16 protein-coding genes are annotated in these 19144 nt (G+C 41.8%); 6 read left to right on the forward strand and 10 right to left on the reverse strand.

Annotation, left to right across the window (positions count from 1 at the left end; genetic code table 11):
- Positions 1 to 746: 746 nt before the first annotated feature.
- A complete protein-coding gene (locus KDK67_RS06440; RefSeq protein ID WP_250867987.1) occupies positions 747 to 1265 on the reverse strand; it encodes a pentapeptide repeat-containing protein in 519 nt (172 codons plus the stop codon).
- A gap of 304 nt (positions 1266 to 1569) precedes the next feature.
- Between KDK67_RS06440 and KDK67_RS06445 the strand changes: the two genes are divergently transcribed.
- The 4 genes from KDK67_RS06445 (at position 1570) to KDK67_RS06460 (ending at position 4852) form a co-directional block, all read left to right on the forward strand.
- Positions 1570 to 1863, forward strand: a complete 294-nt coding sequence (locus KDK67_RS06445; protein ID WP_250867988.1) for a hypothetical protein — start codon at positions 1570 to 1572, stop codon at positions 1861 to 1863.
- A gap of 17 nt (positions 1864 to 1880) precedes the next feature.
- Complete coding sequence (locus KDK67_RS06450) at positions 1881 to 2702, forward strand: TrkH family potassium uptake protein (protein WP_250867989.1); 822 nt, start codon at positions 1881 to 1883, stop codon at positions 2700 to 2702.
- Positions 2703 to 2769: 67 nt separating this feature from the next.
- The gene (locus KDK67_RS06455; RefSeq protein WP_250867990.1) at positions 2770 to 3717 is read left to right on the forward strand and encodes an IS5 family transposase; all 948 of its coding nucleotides are present in this window, start codon (positions 2770 to 2772) and stop codon (positions 3715 to 3717) included.
- A 13-nt stretch (positions 3718 to 3730) separates the two neighbouring features.
- A complete protein-coding gene (locus KDK67_RS06460) occupies positions 3731 to 4852 on the forward strand; it encodes a FapA family protein (protein WP_250867991.1) in 1122 nt (373 codons plus the stop codon).
- A 114-nt stretch (positions 4853 to 4966) separates the two neighbouring features.
- On the opposite strand, the gene KDK67_RS06465 is transcribed toward KDK67_RS06460, so the two are convergent.
- From KDK67_RS06465 to KDK67_RS06495, 7 genes are all read right to left on the reverse strand, one after another.
- A complete protein-coding gene (locus KDK67_RS06465) occupies positions 4967 to 6451 on the reverse strand; it encodes a type I restriction-modification system subunit M (RefSeq protein ID WP_250867992.1) in 1485 nt (494 codons plus the stop codon).
- The gene (locus KDK67_RS06470; RefSeq protein ID WP_250867993.1) at positions 6448 to 7878 is read right to left on the reverse strand and encodes an RNA-binding domain-containing protein; all 1431 of its coding nucleotides are present in this window, start codon (positions 7876 to 7878) and stop codon (positions 6448 to 6450) included. Before KDK67_RS06470 ends, KDK67_RS06465 begins: the two co-directional genes overlap by 4 nt.
- On the reverse strand, positions 7875 to 9878 hold the full coding sequence (locus KDK67_RS06475; RefSeq protein ID WP_250867994.1) for a restriction endonuclease subunit S: 2004 nt from the start codon (positions 9876 to 9878) through the stop codon (positions 7875 to 7877). Before KDK67_RS06475 ends, KDK67_RS06470 begins: the two co-directional genes overlap by 4 nt.
- Positions 9856 to 10722: an EVE domain-containing protein gene (locus KDK67_RS06480; RefSeq protein ID WP_250867995.1), complete on the reverse strand. Its 867-nt coding sequence runs from the start codon at positions 10720 to 10722 to the stop codon at positions 9856 to 9858. Before KDK67_RS06480 ends, KDK67_RS06475 begins: the two co-directional genes overlap by 23 nt.
- A gap of 90 nt (positions 10723 to 10812) precedes the next feature.
- Positions 10813 to 11361, reverse strand: coding sequence for a PIN domain-containing protein (locus KDK67_RS06485; RefSeq protein ID WP_250867996.1), 549 nt, complete (start codon positions 11359 to 11361; stop codon positions 10813 to 10815).
- A 133-nt stretch (positions 11362 to 11494) separates the two neighbouring features.
- Complete coding sequence (locus KDK67_RS06490) at positions 11495 to 14251, reverse strand: type I restriction endonuclease subunit R (RefSeq protein WP_250867997.1); 2757 nt, start codon at positions 14249 to 14251, stop codon at positions 11495 to 11497.
- Positions 14252 to 14397: 146 nt separating this feature from the next.
- The gene (locus KDK67_RS06495) at positions 14398 to 16317 is read right to left on the reverse strand and encodes a sensor histidine kinase (protein ID WP_250867998.1); all 1920 of its coding nucleotides are present in this window, start codon (positions 16315 to 16317) and stop codon (positions 14398 to 14400) included.
- Positions 16318 to 16730: 413 nt separating this feature from the next.
- Here KDK67_RS06495 and KDK67_RS06500 point away from each other — a divergent pair, with 413 nt between their 5' ends.
- Both KDK67_RS06500 and KDK67_RS06505 read left to right on the forward strand, forming a co-directional pair.
- Positions 16731 to 17537, forward strand: coding sequence for a COG1361 S-layer family protein (locus KDK67_RS06500; protein ID WP_250867999.1), 807 nt, complete (start codon positions 16731 to 16733; stop codon positions 17535 to 17537).
- Between the two features lie 2 nt (positions 17538 to 17539).
- The gene (locus tag KDK67_RS06505; protein ID WP_250868000.1) at positions 17540 to 17761 is read left to right on the forward strand and encodes a hypothetical protein; all 222 of its coding nucleotides are present in this window, start codon (positions 17540 to 17542) and stop codon (positions 17759 to 17761) included.
- Positions 17762 to 18067: 306 nt separating this feature from the next.
- Here the strand turns inward: KDK67_RS06505 and purQ are convergent, their stop codons facing one another.
- Together purQ and purS are read right to left on the reverse strand one after the other, a co-directional pair.
- Positions 18068 to 18763, reverse strand: coding sequence for a phosphoribosylformylglycinamidine synthase I (purQ, locus tag KDK67_RS06510; protein WP_250868001.1), 696 nt, complete (start codon positions 18761 to 18763; stop codon positions 18068 to 18070).
- Positions 18764 to 19012, reverse strand: coding sequence for a phosphoribosylformylglycinamidine synthase subunit PurS (gene purS / locus KDK67_RS06515; protein ID WP_250868002.1), 249 nt, complete (start codon positions 19010 to 19012; stop codon positions 18764 to 18766). It lies immediately after the preceding gene.
- Positions 19013 to 19144 lie beyond the last annotated feature (132 nt).

A 19144-nucleotide genomic window follows, 5' to 3' on the forward strand; every position in this document is an offset into this window, starting at 1 on the left:
GGCAGGATCAACCAGAGTTTGTTGTTAAAGCACACTTAAATGGAAGTTAAACTTAAAAATTGTCGGAAAAGAACACTCTAAAGTGAATTAGAGAGTTACTTATTCATGCACAATTTCGATTAGTTCTCGATAGATAGATTTACACTATCAGTCAGAATTAATCGAACTGCCAAATTCAACGTCAGACCGAAAAAGCTCCGGTCTCCACTAATGATCTTGATTTGAAGGTGATTGAAATTCCACACGTTGAGTGGATTTCCTTAAACTCCTCCATGCTATATATACGTTCCGAATCGGAAAGCATAACCACATTTTTGAGAATGTGAATCCAGTCATGAAAGAGCATAAACGTTTTTGAACCCTCATCCTGATCGTACCGAAAACGGCACCAATCAGCTCAATGAGAGCACCCCTAACACTACGCTCTCGTATTTATACGTTGTGTGACAATGTATAGCATGATTGAGCCATACACCAAAACTTGAATATCTAAAAGAAGACAGGTTGGTACATGATCGTCAGTGATAGCACGAAAATATGCATCAGCACTGAAGATACCCAGGGACAAAAGCACGCACGTTCATTAATGATCTTGAAATCGAGCTTTCAGACATTAAAACTTAAGCAAACATATATGAAAACCATTAATTATAAGCACATATGAGTTCGCTATGATGAAGACAAATGAAGTATCATTACAATTTACATAGGTACAATATGATACCATATTATGATTTAGAAGTTGTTCATTCCAATTCAATATCATAAACATTTAAGAGAGAAATAACTTCAGGAATAGAAAATTTTGTTTTCCTTAGAAAATTGTTGTTTGGATCTATATCATAGTTCTTTGCGTTTTTGAACGATGCAAAGCTCAGGTTCGCATTTTGAAAATGACTGTCCTTAAGATCGGAATTTTCAAAATTCGTTTTTGCCAAATTAGTATTTACAAAATCACAGTCATATATCTGGCAATTCGCAAAATTCGTATTTTCTAAATTCAGATGAGAAAACACTGACAGGGAAATAAATGAGTCTTCGAAACCAAAAGTGAGTATGAAGTCATTGCATTTTGAAAAGTCCAATCCCAGAACCTTACAGTTCTTGAATTTAATGTCCTGAAATCTTGTGTTATCCAGATCCACGTTTGATAAATTACAGTTTTCAAAAACACAATCAATGAACTTTGAATTTTTGAAAGATACGTCTGAAAGGTTAATATCCTTAAAAATTTGAGCTTCAAAGTACTCATTCTGAAATTCCATGGATAACAGATATTGTTGCCCCATTATATTCTTTGTTAGACTAACCCCTTCATTGATCATTTATAATTATTTTTTTGATTGATACCATTTCTATTAAAATGAGAAAAAACGAATGTATGAGAGGAAACGAATACATCCTGCAAGAATAATTTATCAATCATTAACAACAACGTATGGTATAGTGCACAATTTGCATCACATATCTATAAGTATACAGATTGATTGAGCATGGCACATTAGTAAAAAGGATGCCTTTTGATTGCAATCGAGTCTATTGTAAAAAACAAAGATTTAATAATGTGGTGTGATCGGTCTGAGATATAATGTCGTGCTGGGCGTATTGGGTTCTATTTTCTGGTTACTTGCCGGATTCATGATTATTCCATTGTTCGTTGCTGTTTATTATGGAGAAAGTTTACAGACATTTGCTATCCCTCTTGCCATTACCGTCGTTGTTGCATCTCTTTTTACATTGTTCTTTAAGAGAAAAGATGAGGAATGGAATCTAAAAGAAGGATTTTTTATTGTTGCAGTTGGCTGGCTTGTTGCTGCAATATTCTATTCATTCCCCTACATGCTTGAAGGCGTACCCCGATAAGTGCTTTATTCGAATCCATGTCCGGAGTAACAGCTACCGGAGCAACTGCACTTACTGACATTGAGAGCCATAGCAGAAGCCTTCTTTTCTGGAGAAGCATGACCCAATGGCTTGGAGGCATGGGAATTATCATGTTGTTCATTACCATCTTGCCAAAGCTCGGCATTGCAAGAAGGCAAATGTTCCGCGCAGAGGTGCCGGGGCTTCAGGAAGAGCAACTGCGACCGAGGACAAGGGAGACTGCAAAGATCCTGTGGCTTGTTTATATCGTGCTATCTATTTCGGAACTGCTTATCCTAATGATTGCAGGCTTGTCCCCTTATGATGCCATCACCCATACATTTACATCCATCTCATGCTCCGGATTTTCCCCATATTCAGACAGTATAGCAGCTTTTAATGACCCCATGGTCGAAGGGATCATCATGGTGTTCATGTTCCAGGGAGGAGCAAAATTTGCCCTTCATTATAAGTCGATCTTTTCTGATAGAACAAGCCTGATAAAGGACCAGGAGTTCAAGTTTTATTTTTCGATCATTGCAATAGCAACCATTGTTCTTGCCCATATGTTATTCAAGACCGAGGTATATTCGCTTGCTGATGCTTTCAGGTACAGCAGTTTCCAGGTCATTTCAATCCTCACGACCACCGGCTATGCGACAGCGGATTTCAACCTCTGGCCGGATTCTTCAAGGTCCATCCTCTTTTTGTTGATGTTCATAGGAGGCTGCGCAGGTTCTACTTCCGGTGGTGTGAAAGTAATACGTCTGCTTCTTCTATTAAAATATGCACAGAAAGGGCTCTGTAGAAAACCTATTTTCCGTTTAATTTTAACATAAAATTTTAAAAGGATTAATCCCCTGAGTATTACTTAGCACAAGAAAACACAAAGGGGATGATTGTGTTTTGCCTAACAAATATTTAAAGTTTGTTGATACAGCGCTAGCTGTATCAGGTAACTCCCACCTCCAGATATATAGTTGCAAGTATTCCAAAAGAAAATATACACAACACCAGTTATTGACATTGGTTTTATTGAAAGAGTATCTGAATGAGGATTATAGAGATATTGTTGAACTTGTCGAAGTAATGGATGAGGTCAAATCAAGAATCGGACTTAAACAGGTTCCACACTTTACGACACTTCATAAATTCACTACAAGACTCAATTCTGTTTATTTCAGCGGATTGCTACAGCAAACACTAAAACTCTTTTATTCTCATGGTGAAAAGATTGAGGTAACTGCCATTGATTCGAGTGGATTTACGAGTGGTCATTGTAGTTACTATTATTCGTGGAGAACAGAAAAGAAACGAAGATCTTTCCTGAAAACCAGTATTTCTGTTGATACTAATAAGTTTATTGTCACTGGTTTTAAGATCTCAGGTAAACCTGTACACGATTCAAAGCATGCAATGACATTGCTAAAGCAATGTCATAAAACTCGCAGATCAAGTTACTATGTCATGGATAAGGGTTACGATTCTGAAGATATACATTCTCTTGCAAGAGAAAAACTAGGGTCAATAGCCATGATTCCTTTGAGGCAAAGGAAAAGAAAGAAGATCAAAGGTAAGTACCGTAGAAAAATGATATGGGAATTTGATGAGGAACTGTATCATAATAGAAATCTGGTAGAAACGATGTCCTCGGTCCTGAAAAGAAAATATGGTGAGGAAATTAGGGCAAACAAGTACTGGAATCAATTAAAAGAGATTAAATTCAAGTTATTAGTGCATAACCTTGACAGGTATGCCCGGATTATTTTTATTATTCAAATGAGGATTTCTACAGAGCCCAAAATTCAGAAACATTTAATAGTCATTAATTTCAAACTTTACATTAAAAATTAAAAGGTGGGGTCATATGAAATTGAAAGATAGTCTATGGATGATATTCGTAATTGTATTCTTATTGTTATCTTTAACATCTAATGCAAGTGCATCCAGTATGTTCGAAAGCGGTAGCCTGGTAATCATCAATGAAACGGTCGAAGATGATGTTTACATTGCGGGGGACACCCTGATAGTGAATGGGGATGTCCGTGGAGATGTCGTAGCTGCCGGAGGTACTGTGCAGATCACCGGGAACGTTTCCGGGGATCTCATTGTTACTGCAGGTGATGTGACAATTACAGGCATTATCGGCGATGATGTGAGGGCCGCCTGTGGAACTTTCAAACTTAGCGGCCAGATAGGTGACGATCTTCTGGTAGCTGCCGGCACAGTGTCCACAACTGAGAATGCAAACATTGGCGGTGATACGACCATAAGAAGTGGCGATGCCGATCTTGGAGGAAACTTCGGAGGCTTACTTGAGGTCTCAGCAGGTTCACTGGTGATCTCAGGTAATATCGAAGGAGATGCAAAACTGGATTCGGCCGATATAACCATACAACCCGATTCAAGCATAAAAGGTAACCTGGATTACACCACCCCCAAAGAAATATCGATACCTACCGGTGTTGTAGGGGAAGATATCAAATTTGACAAGGGAGGAGAATACGACGACAGGTCCGATGCTGATGGAGTATTCAAAGGGATAGCCATCGTTGGCAAGATCTCATATTACATCTTCCTGTTCGCTCTGGGTGTAATGTCCATCCTGGTCTTCCCGGAAAAGACCGAAGAGATCGCAAAGAAAATACAGGAAGAACCTTTGAAGAAGATCGCAGTAGGACTGCTGATACTGATAGGCTCATTTATAGGAGCAGTCGTCCTCTTAATAACCATCATCGGCATCCCAATTGCACTCTTCCTGCTATTGCTGCTGGCCATCGTCCTGGTGATCGCAAAGATATACACTGCAATGTGGCTCGGAGAGGTAACGTTCAGAAAAGCAGGCTTCAAATATAACCAGTGGGCTGTACTGGCAGTCGGCCTCCTTATAATACTGATCCTTACAGAAATACCATTTGTAGGCGGAATAATCGGCCTTCTGGTTACACTGGTAGCAATGGGAAGTATGTATTTTGCATTGAAGAATTAATGCAGGGGACGTACTTTTTACTTTTTTACTTTTTTAAAATTAGACCTGAACGTGAAAATAGGTATCTATCCGAAAAAAGGGCTGTCTGCATAAGCAGACAACAGCATAAGATCCTCACTCTCCATTGATCACTACCATGATCTCCTTGAAGCTTTCAAGTGATGCTTCGATATTCTCGATGATCTCGTTTGCGAGAACATCAGGATCAGGCAAATTATCAAGGTCAGCAAGACTTGCATCCTTGAGCCAGAATATATCCAGATTCGTCTTATCCCTTGCCACGATCTCATCATAGCTGAACTTACGGAATCTTCCTTCAGGAGTTTCGTCGCTCCAGCTTTCCTGACGATCGAAGTGGTCTTCAGTATTGTAGCACTGGATAAAGTCTTCCAGGTCGGAGAATTTCAGAGGGTTCTTTTTAAGCGTGTGATGTACATTGGTCCGGTAGTCGTATATCCATACTTCCTTTGTCCACGGCTCTTTAGCTGCGGGTTTTGCTTCAAAGAAAAGCACGTTAGCCTTGACACCATTAGCATAGAAGATGCCTGTGGGTAAGCGAAGGATCGTATGCAGGTCGGTGGTCTCAAGGAGCTTCTTGCGCAAGACCTCCCCTGCACCACCTTCGAAGAGAACATTATCCGGCAGGACCACTGCTGCCTGACCGCCTGCTTTGAGGATGGTATGGATGTGCTGCACAAAGTTGAGCTGCTTGTTACCTGTGGTCACCCAGAAATCCTGACGGTTGTAGGTGAGGTCTTCTTTTTCAAGCTCTCCTGCATCGTTGGTGAAGGTCATGCTGCTCTTCTTACCAAATGGCGGATTGGTGAGGATGTAATCATAACGTTCCCCTGAATCAGCTATTAATGCATCCGAATTGGATATCGAAGGTTCCCCGTCGATCTCCCCGATGTTGTGCAGGAACATGTTCATCAGTGCCAGCCTTCGGGTTCCAGCAACGATCTCATTGCCACCAAAGGTACCATTCTTCAGGAAACGGCTCTGCTCCCGGTCCATCTGGTTATGCAAGGTCAGGAAGTCATAGGCTGCCAAAAAGAAACCACCTGTACCACAGCAGGGGTCACCTATTGTCTTCATGGGTTCCGGACGCAGACATTCCACCATCGTCCTGATGAGCGGCCGCGGAGTGAAATACTGCCCGGCCCCGCTTTTGGTATCCTCTGCATTCTTCTGCAAAAGTCCCTCGTAGATCTCGCCCTTGGTATCGACACCCATCATCACCCAGCTTTCCTTATCGATCATGTCAATGACCTTGTAAAGCATGGCAGGATCGCTTACCTTGTTCTGTGCCTTAAGGAAGATCTGCCCGAGCATACCCGGCTTTTTCGCCAGCTCCTCCAGAAGCATCTTGTAATGAGTGTCAAGCTCAGCCCCACGCTTTTGTTTCAGCACATCCCACCTATATTCCTCAGGTATCCCGATATCCCGATCATAAGGAGGTTTCCTGTATTCCTCTGCCATTTTCAGGAATATGAGATATGTCAACTGCTCCAGATAATCGCCATAGCTCACTCCCCCGTCACGCAGGACATTACAGAAACTCCACACTTTGGAGACAATGGATGATGTATGTTCGGTCATGTTTTTTTATCCTTGATATGTGAGTAGTATTTTTGATTTGGGCTATTTGGTTTATCTGGAATTGTCAGAAGGATTTTTCCTTCTTGAATAAGTGGATTTAAGATTTCTAACCTGAAATGCTTTCTATCCTTTAATCCCATAAATCCTTGGATTTCTTCCCTGCTTCTTGGTTCAGTACAGTATTCCAATAAGGCTTTAATTTTTTCACTTGTAGCTTGGGGGGTAGCTTGGGGGGTAGCTTGAGGGGTAGCTTGGGGGGTAACAGGAATAATTGTCTTGAAAATATCCCCTTCTATAAATTGTGTATCGTTCCCACCGGAATATATCCTTGTGTATTTATGGAGCTTGCGAACTCCTGAACCCAGTTCTTCAGCTCTCCCGATCTCTTTGAAAACGCGGGCAATTACTGGATTTTTGGGATAGGGGGTGAAATTTGAAGGATTGATCAGACCATGACCGTGCGGACGGTTCCCATTTTCTGTTATGACCTGATTCTTTTCAATGATCAATTTTGCAGGGAAATTGTTCAGATATTCCCTGTGGATGAGTATATTTGCAGCAACTTCCCTGAAAATATGATCACGCAGGCTGATCCTCTGGTCCTTTTCAAGATGGAACGGGTCTGGCAAATGTTTTGCAACAAAGGCCATCAGCCTATCATAACTTTCGATAAGATTGGTACGGATGTCATCCCTGTCATCATAGCGGTCAAGATTGACCCTTCGGAGAATGGCATCGGTTCTATATTGTGGCAGTATGCTCTGTATAACCTCATCTTTCCCAAATAGCAGAACTGCCGCAAGGGTATAACCTTCCTTTCCGCTCTGGTAATCACGCTGATATAAACGGGCACTGCTCAAAATCTCCTCATCACTCATAGCACCCCACGGATGATCTGGATTTTCAGCACGAACCATTTTCCTTACCCTCTGGAAAAGGTCACTTCTGAGATCATCCATTCTAACGTAAGGATAAATACGATTTTCAGAGAACGAACTCTGTTTACGAATATACAGATGAGCCACAGCATCGGACTGATTGGTTATATTCATATCTCCGTCCTCGTTCCTGTCAAATATCTTCCCGTTACAGTGATGAACCTGAGAGCCTTCAGGAATATTAAGATAAAGAACGATCTTCTCATCAATGACAATAGTCTCCGGCAAAATATACAAAGGCGGATTGATCTTCTGTGGATTGTTCAGCGCAGTGACCAGATCCTTTTTGATCTGTGGCAAAGCATCCTCATCGATCCCCGTAACGACCCCATCATCCCGAACCCCAAGAACGATATGCCCACCACTGCGATTCAGGAACGCACACACACTGTCATAGACATCCTTGTTCAGCTTATTCCTGCACTCCTTAAATTCCACAGTAAGCCCTTCACCATCCCTGATGATGCCCTTCAATTGCTCCGAGATCATGCTTTCCCCTTCTTACCGCTGCCCGCTTTTTCAGCCCTTATCCGTTCCAGCAACAACTCAGCCGGTTCCCAATCCGGCGCACTGTGCACCTCTTCCAGCTCCCGCTTATTGAGCAACTTCCCCTCGAACGCCCTTTTCAAAATACTCTGCCGCAGTGCCTCGGCTATTTTGAGATTCTCTTCGATGTCCTGCTCGACCTTATCGCATACTGAAAGGCGGGTTTCGATTTCAGTGACGATAGAATGTTGTTCGAGAAGAGAGCAGAGTGGGAAAACGGTATTTTCTATAATCCCTAAATTTAGATTTGGTTGAACTCCGCCTGAAGACTTTATTCGAATTTCATCATAGTTTTTCGTCAAGAACCATTTTAAATATGACCTGATTTTTTCTTCAGTTCTTTCCTGAACGATTGCAGCAATAGCTTGATTCGTTGTTGCTTCAATTAATAATTCAGAGCATTTTCCCCTTGTTTTCCCCTCTCCATAAAGAGCAATAAGCAAAGTATTCTTGGGATGAATTTTTAGATTTGTTTCTTTCAAGGCAATGTCAGTAACATAATCAGATGCTAAATTCACGTAGGATTCATTGAGTGCACCACTTGTAACCCAAGGGATTGTACCGCCCTCGTAAAAATCGCTCCTTTTTTTTAATGGTGTAACTCCAGTACCTACTTTTGAAACTTGACCTATTTTTGTCCATTCCCATTTTTCAGGTAGTTTAGGGAATTCATCTAGTTCGGGTTCTGTAAGTGGTTCAGTTTCCTTGGACTTTTTTGGTTTTGTGGGTTTTTTACCTTCCTTTCCTGCATCTTCCCACTCTCGAACTGCCCTTTTCCACTCATCCAGCTTCTTGTTGTAACTCTCTTCCCGCTCTACCTGAATCTGCTCCAGCAAATCCTTCGCTTCCGGCAGATCGGTCTGCTGTTCCCGCCATTCCCTCGTGAGCTCCCCCTCAAATGCTTTCTTCAGCACTGCCTGCCGGTACACCTTGAGCTGTGCCTGTGCCAGTTTGAGGTTGGCAATGCCGTTGTCCAGCTCGCTGAAGAGCTGCTCGATCTTGGAGACTATGACACGCTGTTCGGGGAGTGGGGAAAGTGGAATTATTTCACTTTTCAAAACTGCACCTGAAATCGCTTTAAATGTAGTGCCAGTACCTTTTTTATCCAACTCTTTTTCAATTAATCTTAAAAAGTAAAACACATACTTATTACAATAAGAGTAACGAATAGCTGCTAATCCTCTACCAATACAACAATTTTGATTGGCAATATTTGTTGTTCCAACTGGGGCTCGAACTGAAATTAGGATATCATTTGATTCAGCCGCCTTCTTTGGTTTTGAGCACCACTTTGAAACAACTGGGTGCAGTACAGTAAACTCTGCTTTTCCTTGAAAAAATGGGAGTCCAATTCCATTTTCATTGTAAGTTGAAGATGGTGGCGATTGTCCCATTATAATTTCAGCCATCTGGCTCAATTCGGCATCAATCCATCCAATTCTTTCTTCTACAGATTCAGAACTTTGGTTAAACTGAGACTTATTCTTATCAATTGCAGATATCTTTGCATCATATTCTTTGTTTTCTTCTGTTAAAAATACAGTTTCATATTTTTTTTCAAAATAATTCAACGGTAAATAGCAGTAAGATTGGGGTGGTCTAAAGTCCTTTTTTAATTTATAGGGATCAAACGGCTCAGAAAATGTCTCGAGATTGGTTATTTCGATTGCATAAGCAACATCTGAATTTTTGAAATACTCGAAAAAGTCATTTTCGGGAATTCCTCCGTATTTATGGCATTTATCCCACAGTTTTTGAGGTGAATCAGCAATGATTCGGGCAATCTCAAAGGAAGCAACTACTTTTTTGACAGGGGAACTCGAATAGATGAATACTTTTCCTAGATCTTTTTTCTTGAAAATAGCTTTTCTAAACTCGAATATCTTTTTACCTGCTAGGATTTCATCAACATATTTTGGTTTAATTGACAGTAAAACGTTCATCGAGTTTGCCACCGTTTTTTAGGGCTAAATATTGCTCATGGTTTATTTCAGTTATTGATTGTGGAGGACCATTGAGTATACCTTTTTGTTTAAGCTCACTCCAATTTAAAGGATTTGGGAAGTAAAAATGGTGTTTAAAAGGAATAATGAAAACTCCATCCTCTGCTTTTTCTATAAGTTGTTCCTCTGAATACACACTTCTTTTGCCTACAATTCTCTTAAGCTCATCAATATTGTTATTTCTTATAGGTTCTCGATCAACGATTCCAAGAGAAGTAATAGCTTTTTGGTCATGTGAACGATAGAATAAGACTATATCCCCTACACTCAATTTTGAAGAAAAACGTGATGAAAGATATGCTTTTTTTATTGTATTTCCAGGAACATTTATCTCAATATAATCTGTCAATTTCATTTGCCTATTTCTATATTCAGGAAATAGTATGTCATGAAATCGTGGCTGAATTGGAATTACAAATTTGTTAACACTTTCATCGTCTTTAAAACATGGATAATATTTTTTTGCAATCTCTAATGGAGATAATTCTTGTTGTTCACCGATGAGTTTTTTCAGATATACAGTTTCATCATTCTTTTTTAGTTTTCCAGCTCTTTCAAAGCCAAACTTATCAATAAGATGAAACAGACCATCATCTTCAACTTCAAAATGAGTTAAGTAGATTTCAAAAATATCATTATTGATACAATACTCAAAAGCGATTTTTAGGAAAAGCTCTCCTATTTTGGATCCAGAGAGATTTACTTTCAGTGTTGCAATTTTAACTCTTTTTGCCGCATGAATTGGATTATATGCCTCGATTGGTTCGTTTTCTTCTTTTAACATGAGAAAGGCTTTAGTTTCCCCATCAACTTCATAAATATAGCATTCACGACTTTCTTTGATACACTTATCATACCATATTCTAAAATCGATCTAACCATAATCTTCTTTCAATGAATCAAAAAAAGATTGGTCTATATTTATCTCGTGAGCATACATTTTCCTCAATAAACTGTGACTTGGAGAAAAACGTTGATACATCACATTAAAATAATCGAGAGCTGCCTCTATAGAAAAGACTCTATCATCGAGATTCAGCAAACTTGCTTTATTCTTGATACCTTTATCTTCTGTAATCAGGAAATCGACAAGATTTTTTTGAAGTGAATAAAGAATTTCGTTATCATTTTCATCATGTGAATTTGTAGGAGGACCTACTAACGAAATAAAATTATCATCTGGTTTAGGGGGTGAAGGAAGAAAAGGGTAACCAAATAATTTTGATAAAGTAACCTTCCTTCTTCCAATGTCATTATCATTTTCTATATCCTTTTGGGAAGCAGGATGAATAACCTCTTGATGACCATGTTCTCGGATTATTGCTAATAATGATTGGAGATTGGGAGAAAGTTCTTTTGGGTCATTAATATGAATCAGAATATTAGTATCATATAAAATTTTCATCTTCCACTTCAACTCCATTAATTATCTGAATATATAAACTTCAAATCTCAATAGGTGTATGACATTTTTTACTCCGAACTTTACTCCGAACTTTACTCCGAACCTTTCACCCAACGTATTACCCAACTTACCACCCAATCTTTTACCCAACTTAGACCGCCAATGCCTCATTCAATTCACTAATAACCACATTCATCCCGTCACCAAAGAGCTGGTACATCCTGCCACGGCCACCCATAGCATCGAAGGGGGTGTAATCGAGGTCTTCGAGGTCCAGGTGGAAACTGGTGGATACGTAATCCTTTATCATTCGGAGCCAGTTCATCTGGTCTTCATTGAACTTGAGGGTTCCGGCCTGTTTGCTGAATACCCAGTTCTGGAAGTTCCTGTTCACGGTCAGGTCGTAGGCTGTAAGGACGGGGTCGATCTCGGTAACCCTGCGGATGAGGGATACCAGGGCTGTAAGCTCGTTCTTTGGGGAGTTGCCGTTGGCCTTTTCCAGTTGCTCGTAGGCCTGCCAGACCCGTGAGGGTGCAAGGTGGGGTTTTTCCAGCTTTAGTTTCTCCAGCACTTCCCTGATCATTTTGAAGGTCACGTCCCTGCGCTGATAGGGCTGGTTGTAGAAGATGGTGAGGGCTGTGATCTCATCCTTGTTGGCTTCCATATAGGCTTTGAAATCACTGATAAGCTCATCTGCTTTTACAACGGCGTCCTTGTCCCACTCGGCCCTGAGGACTGTGTCGAGATTCACCGTATCGATGATCTGATCATGCACCCTGCGTACATTCTCTATATACTCGTTAAGCTCTCCTGAAAAGGTCGATCTGGCAACATCGATCAACTCCTGTTGTGCCTGCTCCTGTACCTCCTGTTCAGGCATCTGGGGTTGCTGTTGCTTTATGCCGGCGGCTCTGGCATCGATTATGTCAGGATTATAGGCACTGAACAGGTCCCTTATAGCCGCACTGATATCCTTTCCGTTGGCCTTTTCAGCAAAAGTTGCCCTCTCCTCATCGGTGATCTGTTTGTTCAGCCTTGCCAGCCGGCTGGCCAGTGAAATATAAAGGTCCTCATCCTGAGCGCCAAACGTTACCGCTTCCAGCAGGGTTTTCAGGGAGATCCCTTTTTTGCGGTCCAGCGGTCTGCTGTCGGTCTTGAGGTTCTTTGTAACGCCCACGGCATCTACTATCACAAAATGCGTCTTGGCCGAAACTGTCGAGGGTGTCACCTTCTTAAGATCATCGAAACCCATTGTCCGCGTACCTCTGCCCTTCATCTGCTCGAAATAGTTCCGGCTTTTCACATCCCTCATGAACAACAGGCATTCCAGTGGCTTAACGTCCGTACCGGTAGCGATCATATCCACAGTCACAGCAATTCTTGGATTGTAATCATTACGGAACTGCGACAGCACAGATTTCGGGTCTTCCTCGACCTTGTAGGTCACCTTCTTGCAAAAAGCATTACCTTCCCCGAACTCTTCCCGCACGATCTGTATAATATCATCCGCATGGCTGTCGGTCTTGGCAAATATCAGCGTCTTTGGAACCTCATCCCTTCCCGGGAATATCTCAGGCAGCTTATCCCTGAAGGTCCTTATCACATTTCTGATCTGGCTCGGGTTGACAACATCCCGGTCAAGCTTATTGCCAGCATACGTATAGTCCTCATCAAGCTGTTCCCAGCGCTTCCTGCGGGTAAGTTTCTCCCGCCTGTCCACGAACTCTTTGGCCTTGATCTGAGAGCCGTTCTTAGTTATCTCGGTCTCAATAGTGTATACATCATAACCAACATTCACGCCATCGGCTACAGCTTCCTCATGACCGTACTCGCTGACCACATTCTCATTGAAAAATCCGAAGGTACGCTTATCCGGTGTTGCTGTCAGGCCGATCAAGAATGCATCGAAATAATCGATAACCTGTTGCCACAGGTTGTAGATGGAGCGGTGGCACTCATCGACCACAATAAAATCAAACTCCTCAATAGGAATACTCTCATTATAGACAACCGGAAGTGGTTCCTTTTTCTGCCAGTCCTTCTCAGCAGGATTCTGAGTTTCAGCTTCATCGTCCAGCTCCTCACCTTTAAGGATGGAATACAAACGCTGTATAGTGGAGATACACACCTGACTGTCCGAAGAGATATAATTGGAACGTAAACGCTGCACATTGTACAGCTCAGTGAATTTACGGTTATCGTCATTTGGCATATAGGCCATGAATTCCTGCTCTGCCTGCTCCCCCAGATTTCTGGTATCAACAAGGAACAGTATCTTCTTAGCATCCACATATTTTAGCAAGCGGTAAATGAAAGTGACAGCAGTATAGGTTTTCCCGGAACCTGTCGCCATCTGTACCAAAGCCTTTGGTCGATTGTCCTTGAAGGACCTCTCAAGATTTTCAATTGCCATTATCTGGCAATCGCGCAGACCCTCTGTCTTTAACTCTGGTAGAGAAAGTAACCTTTCCCTTAATGATATCTCCTTTTTAAGATAAGGAGCGAATGTTTCCGGCCGATGGAAAGAGAAAACTTGTCTGGACCGTGGTTTCGGATCACGCTGGTCAGTATATCTGGTCAGCTTTCCGGTACTCTCATAAATAAAAGGAAGCGGATCATTTTTCAGGTATTTCAGTTTGCTCGTAGCATATTCACTTGCCTGCTCTTCAACAACGGTCAGGTGGTGACCTTCCTCATCCTTTTTAGCTTCAATGATACCAACAGGTCTTTTGTCAACAAAAAGTACATAATCAGCCGGTCCCACCTCGGTAGAATACTCCTTAACAGCAATGCCACGGGAAGCATTCCAATCAACCTCATTTTTTTTCAGAACTAGCCAGCCGGAATCAGTTAATTTTTTATCTATACTATCCCTGGCTTTCTGTTCCGGATTCTGATTATCACTCATAAATTTGTGCCCATTGAAGTTTTTAGCTCTTATTTACCTGGGGTCAAGCTGCCTATGATGACATTAGCTCATTCTGGCAACAGTTCAATAGTCACAATTAATATAAAAATGATTTCTTTTAGATTTTCGAAAGGACCTTAAAAATCTCATTCCTCATTTCCACCAACTTCCCCACCATCCCTGACCTTTGGAAGCCTGATATGAACAGTGGTTCCCTTATGGGGTTCGCTCTCGATCCATATCTCACCGGAATGAGCATCAACGATCTTTTTACAGATGTAGAGACCCAGGCCTGTTCCGCCGTATTTTCGTCTTATGGACGAATCGATCTGGTAGAACTTCTTGAACAGGTTCGGGATAAGCTCTTTGGGAATACCGATACCGGTGTCACTGACAGTGAGGTGCAGATGATTTTCTTCATCAGATGCTCCAAGGGTGATCATACCACCGGGAGGAGTGAACTTGATGGCATTATCGACTATGTTGTTCAGCATATCGACCAGGTGGGCTTTATCGGCTTCGATGGTCGGGAGATCTGAAGGTACCTTCTTTTCGATCTGGAGCTCGTTCGCTTCAACGAGCATGATGGTATCCATAATGGTGCTGTCCATTATTTCCGCTATCCGGTACTCCTTGAAGTCGTATTCAATGATCTCTGCCTGTGCCTGGCTTATATATAGCAGGGAATTTACTAGGCGCCTGAGCCTGTCTGCATTGCGAAGCACAGCTCCAAGTGATGTTTTTTGTGGCCCGTTGATATCACCCAGGGACTCATCATACACATTCTGGGTATAGCCTTTGATGCTGGTAAGCGGTGTCCTTAGCTCATGGCTGACATTTGAGAGGAAGACGTCCTTCATCTGGTCCAGTGATTTGAGCTCCTTATTTGCTTTTTCCAGGTCATCCGAATAGATCTGTAGCGAATCAAGGATGTCATTCAGGCCAGAGGGAATCTTCCTGAAATCCACTACCACATCTGTCTCAGCCCTTCTGTTCAGATCACCTTTCAGGGCAGAATCAGAGATATCTTCAAAATTGGAAACTATCTCGTTTATCGGACGAGTTATGAATATCGCAACGAGATAGGCTGCACCTGCCATGAAAATAAGTGCAAGCGATGAGATGAGTATAAGTTCATTCCGCAGGGCTGTGACATCTGATAGCATGTCCTCTTTTGGTATCACCAGAATAAAAGAATAATTGCCTGTACGTACCGGTTCATAGAATATTATCACATCTTCCCCTGTGGTCGGGTCAGCGGTCTCTATATGACCCCCTTGCCCGACAAGGATATCCTCTGCCATGATCTCTATTTCAGGGTCGTTGAAATCATTAAGGGTCTTCATCCCGATCCACTCCTTGTGCACAGGATGGGATAACAGTATACCGGTATTGCTAACAGTGAACGCATAACCCTTCTCAAAAGCAGTGACATTGGAAACGATCTCATCGATATAGTTAAGCGATACATCAACACCACCGATGCCAATGAACTCATCCTCCCTTATTATCGGGGATACATAACTAACAATCAGTTCCCCCTGATACAGGTATGGCTCTGTCAGTACTTCCTGTTCAAGTTGTTTTGGCAATTGGTAGTAATCGGAGGTGTCATAGTCCAGAAGAGGTTCCACGAACATGGTACCACCGATCTTGTTCCAGTAGGGTACAAGCCGGCCTGTGGAATCATACCCTTCAGTACCTGCATATTCAGCATCCTTTCCATCAAAGGCATTGGGTTCAAAACCCGTATAGGTACCTATTAGATTGGGATTAGCGATCAGCACTTCCCTTAGAATATCATTGACCTCATCCCTGTCAGAGGAATTGTAAACGGTAAGCGTGTTTTCAATTGTCCTTGCAATGGCCATGTTCGATTGCATATCCGAATTGAACTGGTTTGCATAGTTGCTTGCTTTCTCTATGGACTTTTTATATGCAAGGTCCTCATGCTGGGATGTGCTGGTAGAAATAATGATAGCTGTAGTAGCAGCCATCACTAAAAGAACACTGAACCCTATGTATAGGATCAATTTCACTTTTAGAGGTACATCATCCATTTTCATGCCGAACACCTTACTGAAAGGGCACAGAATTCACATCAATTAAATCAAATTATCGGAAGGCAGAAACTCAAAGGAAAGTACACAATTCCATTATGTAACGGTTGCACTAACCTCAATCCCCATTGTTATATTTGAATAACTCTCGTATAAATGCCTACCTGTTGCAACTATTTGGCACCCCCATAAACGACATCATAGGATAGATCCATATGGGGTAAAATTTCCTCCGCATATCTTTCCGATCATAAAAGATAGATTGCTATTTTAAACTGGTCTTATGCCCTTATTTTGTGTTGCATTTATGATAGGATCGAACAAAACTAAGAACACTTATATTTATTTTGAGTGACAAAGTTAAGTTATAAATTGCATTTTGTGTCCTACATGGTCCAAAAATGAAGGGGGATATGAGTATGTCAAAAAAGGTGCTGCTGTTGTTAGGAGTCTTTCTACTGCTTGCAGCAACCCCTAATGTTAGTTCTGAGGTCATTCCTCCCAACATTGGAGAACTCCTGGATGATTACTATGATGTTTCAGGAGAACCACAGCTATCAGGTTCTGTGATAGGGGACCTTGAATTTGAAAGCGGGGAAACTTCCAAGATATTCGTCCGGTTGCTGAATACCGGTCAGACAACTACCTTTGATACTGAAAATGAGCCATCAGGACCGAATGAGCTCATGGATGCCAGCACGGAACTTGATCTTGAATACGACATTACCACAGCAATAAATATCCATGGTACCCTGGAAAATCCTGAAGAAGCACCAATAAGGATCTTCAGCACGCCTCAGAATGTAGAATATCTCAGGAGCGGTGAGATGGCACTCCCAATGGAATTCGACATAGAGATCTTCAAAAATGCACCCTCTGGAACATATGAGCTCGCATTGGACCTGAACTATCAATACCAGATTGACGTTAAAGTTGAGGGCTATCCGAACCAGAAGATAGATTATTGGTATGTCACGAAGAACCAGACCCTGCCTATCTATATTGAAGTGAAGCCAAAGGCTGATCTTATCGTTGAGAGTGTAAGATCCCAGCTGATACCAGATCAAAAAAGCCTTCTTTACATCACATACAGGAATACAGGGGATGAGGTGGCTGAGGATGCCGTGGCCAGAATAACAGTATCAGAACCATTCAGCAATACCGATGATCAGGCATTTCTGGGCACCCTTGGACCCGGCGATTCATACCAGGCGCTTACAGTATAGAAGTGGAAAGTGACGCACTGGCCAAAACATATGGGATCGACACTGAGGTAGAATACAAGGACATCCACGGCAATGTCCGGACATCCGATGTGATCAAGGTGTCGGCAACAGTGGAGGAAACGGATGACAGCATGATGTTGTCTGTATACCTGCTTGCCATTATAATAGTGGGTGCTGCTGGACTCAATCTCCACATTAAGCGAAGGAAGCAAAATATTCGTTGAAACGTTCGTTTAAGGTTGTATTATATATGATCAGACGAAAAATGTGTATGGGGTACGGTTATGAAACGATTATTGATACTTGCAACTATATATCTGGAGGTGGGAGTTACCTGATACAGCTAGCGCTGTATCAACAAACTTTAAATATTTGTTAGGCAAAACACAATCATCCCCTTTGTATTTTCTTGTGCTAAGTAATACTCAGGGGATTAATCCTTTTAAAATTTTATGTTAAAATTAAACGGAAAATAGGTTTTCTACAGAGCCAAAAAAAGAATAAAAAGATAATGGGAGTATAACAGGTGTTCACCTGCTTGAAATATACTCTACCATTGACTTGAACATCCTGATCCCGTCATTGGAACCGAGGACTTCTTCAGATGCCCTTTCAGGGTGAGGCATAAGACCCATTACATTTCTGTTGCCGCTGAGTATCCCTGCAATGTTCTCCTGTGAACCATTGGGGTTTACTTCTTCGGTCACATGACCTTCGCTGTCAACATATCTGAACGCTACGAGATCATTGTCTTCCATTTTCGAAAGGGTTGCTTCATCTGCGTAGAAATTACCTTCCATGTGGGCTATGGGTATGCGGATGACCTCTCCTTTCTTGAATGCGGATGTAAAAGGTGAATCGTTCGTCTCGACCCTCAAGTTCGTCCATTCACATCTGAACTTTGGGTATTCGTTGGTGGTAAGTGCTCCATCCAAGAGACCTGATTCTGTGAGTATCTGGAATCCGTTGCAAATTCCCATTATAGGCTTTCCTTCGTCTGCCATCTTCTTGATGGAGTCCATAATAGGTGTCCTTGATGCGATAGCACCTGCGCGTAGGTAGTCGCCGTAGGAGAATCCTCCGGGGATAATTGCACCTTCATACTTATCAAGGTCGTGTTCCTTGTACCAGACAAGTTCTGCATCTGTTCCGACAACATCTTCCAGTACATGCAGAACGTCAAGATCGCAATTGCTTCCACCAAATTGAATGATGGCGATAGTCATTTAAACTTCCCTCAAGTCGATCGTATAATTATGGATCATCGGGTTTGCAATAAGTTTCTGGCACATTTCATCAACTTTAGTCTCTGCCAGCTCTGCGGACTCTTCTTCGAGATCGATGATATATCTCTTTGAGGTCTTGATATCATTTGTGTGGTAGCCAAGGTGTTCAAGTGCTCTCTTGATAGTAGTGCCTTCAGGGTCCAGCATTCCTGACTTACGTTCTATGGTTACTTCTGCACGGTATTGCATTTTTTTCCTCTGTGTTTACTTATGATGTGATTATGGCTATTAATGGACACCAAGCAATTAAAAATATCGCTTTGAAAATGATCTCTTCTTTAATGTGTTGTGGTCATTATCTGATCGATATCTTGTACCTTA

The organism is Methanococcoides seepicolus (assembly GCF_023684405.1).
Lineage (GTDB): Archaea > Halobacteriota > Methanosarcinia > Methanosarcinales > Methanosarcinaceae > Methanococcoides > Methanococcoides seepicolus.

Excerpts from the sequence above, each read along its gene's own strand:
- KDK67_RS06440 (WP_250867987.1), bottom strand. The coding sequence starts at position 1,265 with ATGGAATTTCAGAATGAGTACTTTGAAGCTCAAATTTTTAAGGATATT.
- KDK67_RS06450 (WP_250867989.1), top strand. The coding sequence starts at position 1,881 with ATGTCCGGAGTAACAGCTACCGGAGCAACTGCACTTACTGACATTGAG.
- KDK67_RS06460 (WP_250867991.1), top strand. The coding sequence starts at position 3,731 with ATGAAATTGAAAGATAGTCTATGGATGATATTCGTAATTGTATTCTTA.
- KDK67_RS06465 (WP_250867992.1), bottom strand. The coding sequence starts at position 6,451 with ATGACCGAACATACATCATCCATTGTCTCCAAAGTGTGGAGTTTCTGT.
- KDK67_RS06470 (WP_250867993.1), bottom strand. The coding sequence starts at position 7,878 with ATGATCTCGGAGCAATTGAAGGGCATCATCAGGGATGGTGAAGGGCTT.
- KDK67_RS06475 (WP_250867994.1), bottom strand. The coding sequence starts at position 9,878 with ATGAACGTTTTACTGTCAATTAAACCAAAATATGTTGATGAAATCCTA.
- KDK67_RS06480 (WP_250867995.1), bottom strand. The coding sequence starts at position 10,722 with ATGTTAAAAGAAGAAAACGAACCAATCGAGGCATATAATCCAATTCAT.
- KDK67_RS06485 (WP_250867996.1), bottom strand. The coding sequence starts at position 11,361 with ATGGAGTTGAAGTGGAAGATGAAAATTTTATATGATACTAATATTCTG.
- KDK67_RS06490 (WP_250867997.1), bottom strand. The coding sequence starts at position 14,251 with ATGAGTGATAATCAGAATCCGGAACAGAAAGCCAGGGATAGTATAGAT.
- KDK67_RS06495 (WP_250867998.1), bottom strand. The coding sequence starts at position 16,317 with ATGAAAATGGATGATGTACCTCTAAAAGTGAAATTGATCCTATACATA.
- KDK67_RS06500 (WP_250867999.1), top strand. The coding sequence starts at position 16,731 with ATGTCAAAAAAGGTGCTGCTGTTGTTAGGAGTCTTTCTACTGCTTGCA.
- purQ (WP_250868001.1), bottom strand. The coding sequence starts at position 18,763 with ATGACTATCGCCATCATTCAATTTGGTGGAAGCAATTGCGATCTTGAC.
- purS (WP_250868002.1), bottom strand. The coding sequence starts at position 19,012 with ATGCAATACCGTGCAGAAGTAACCATAGAACGTAAGTCAGGAATGCTG.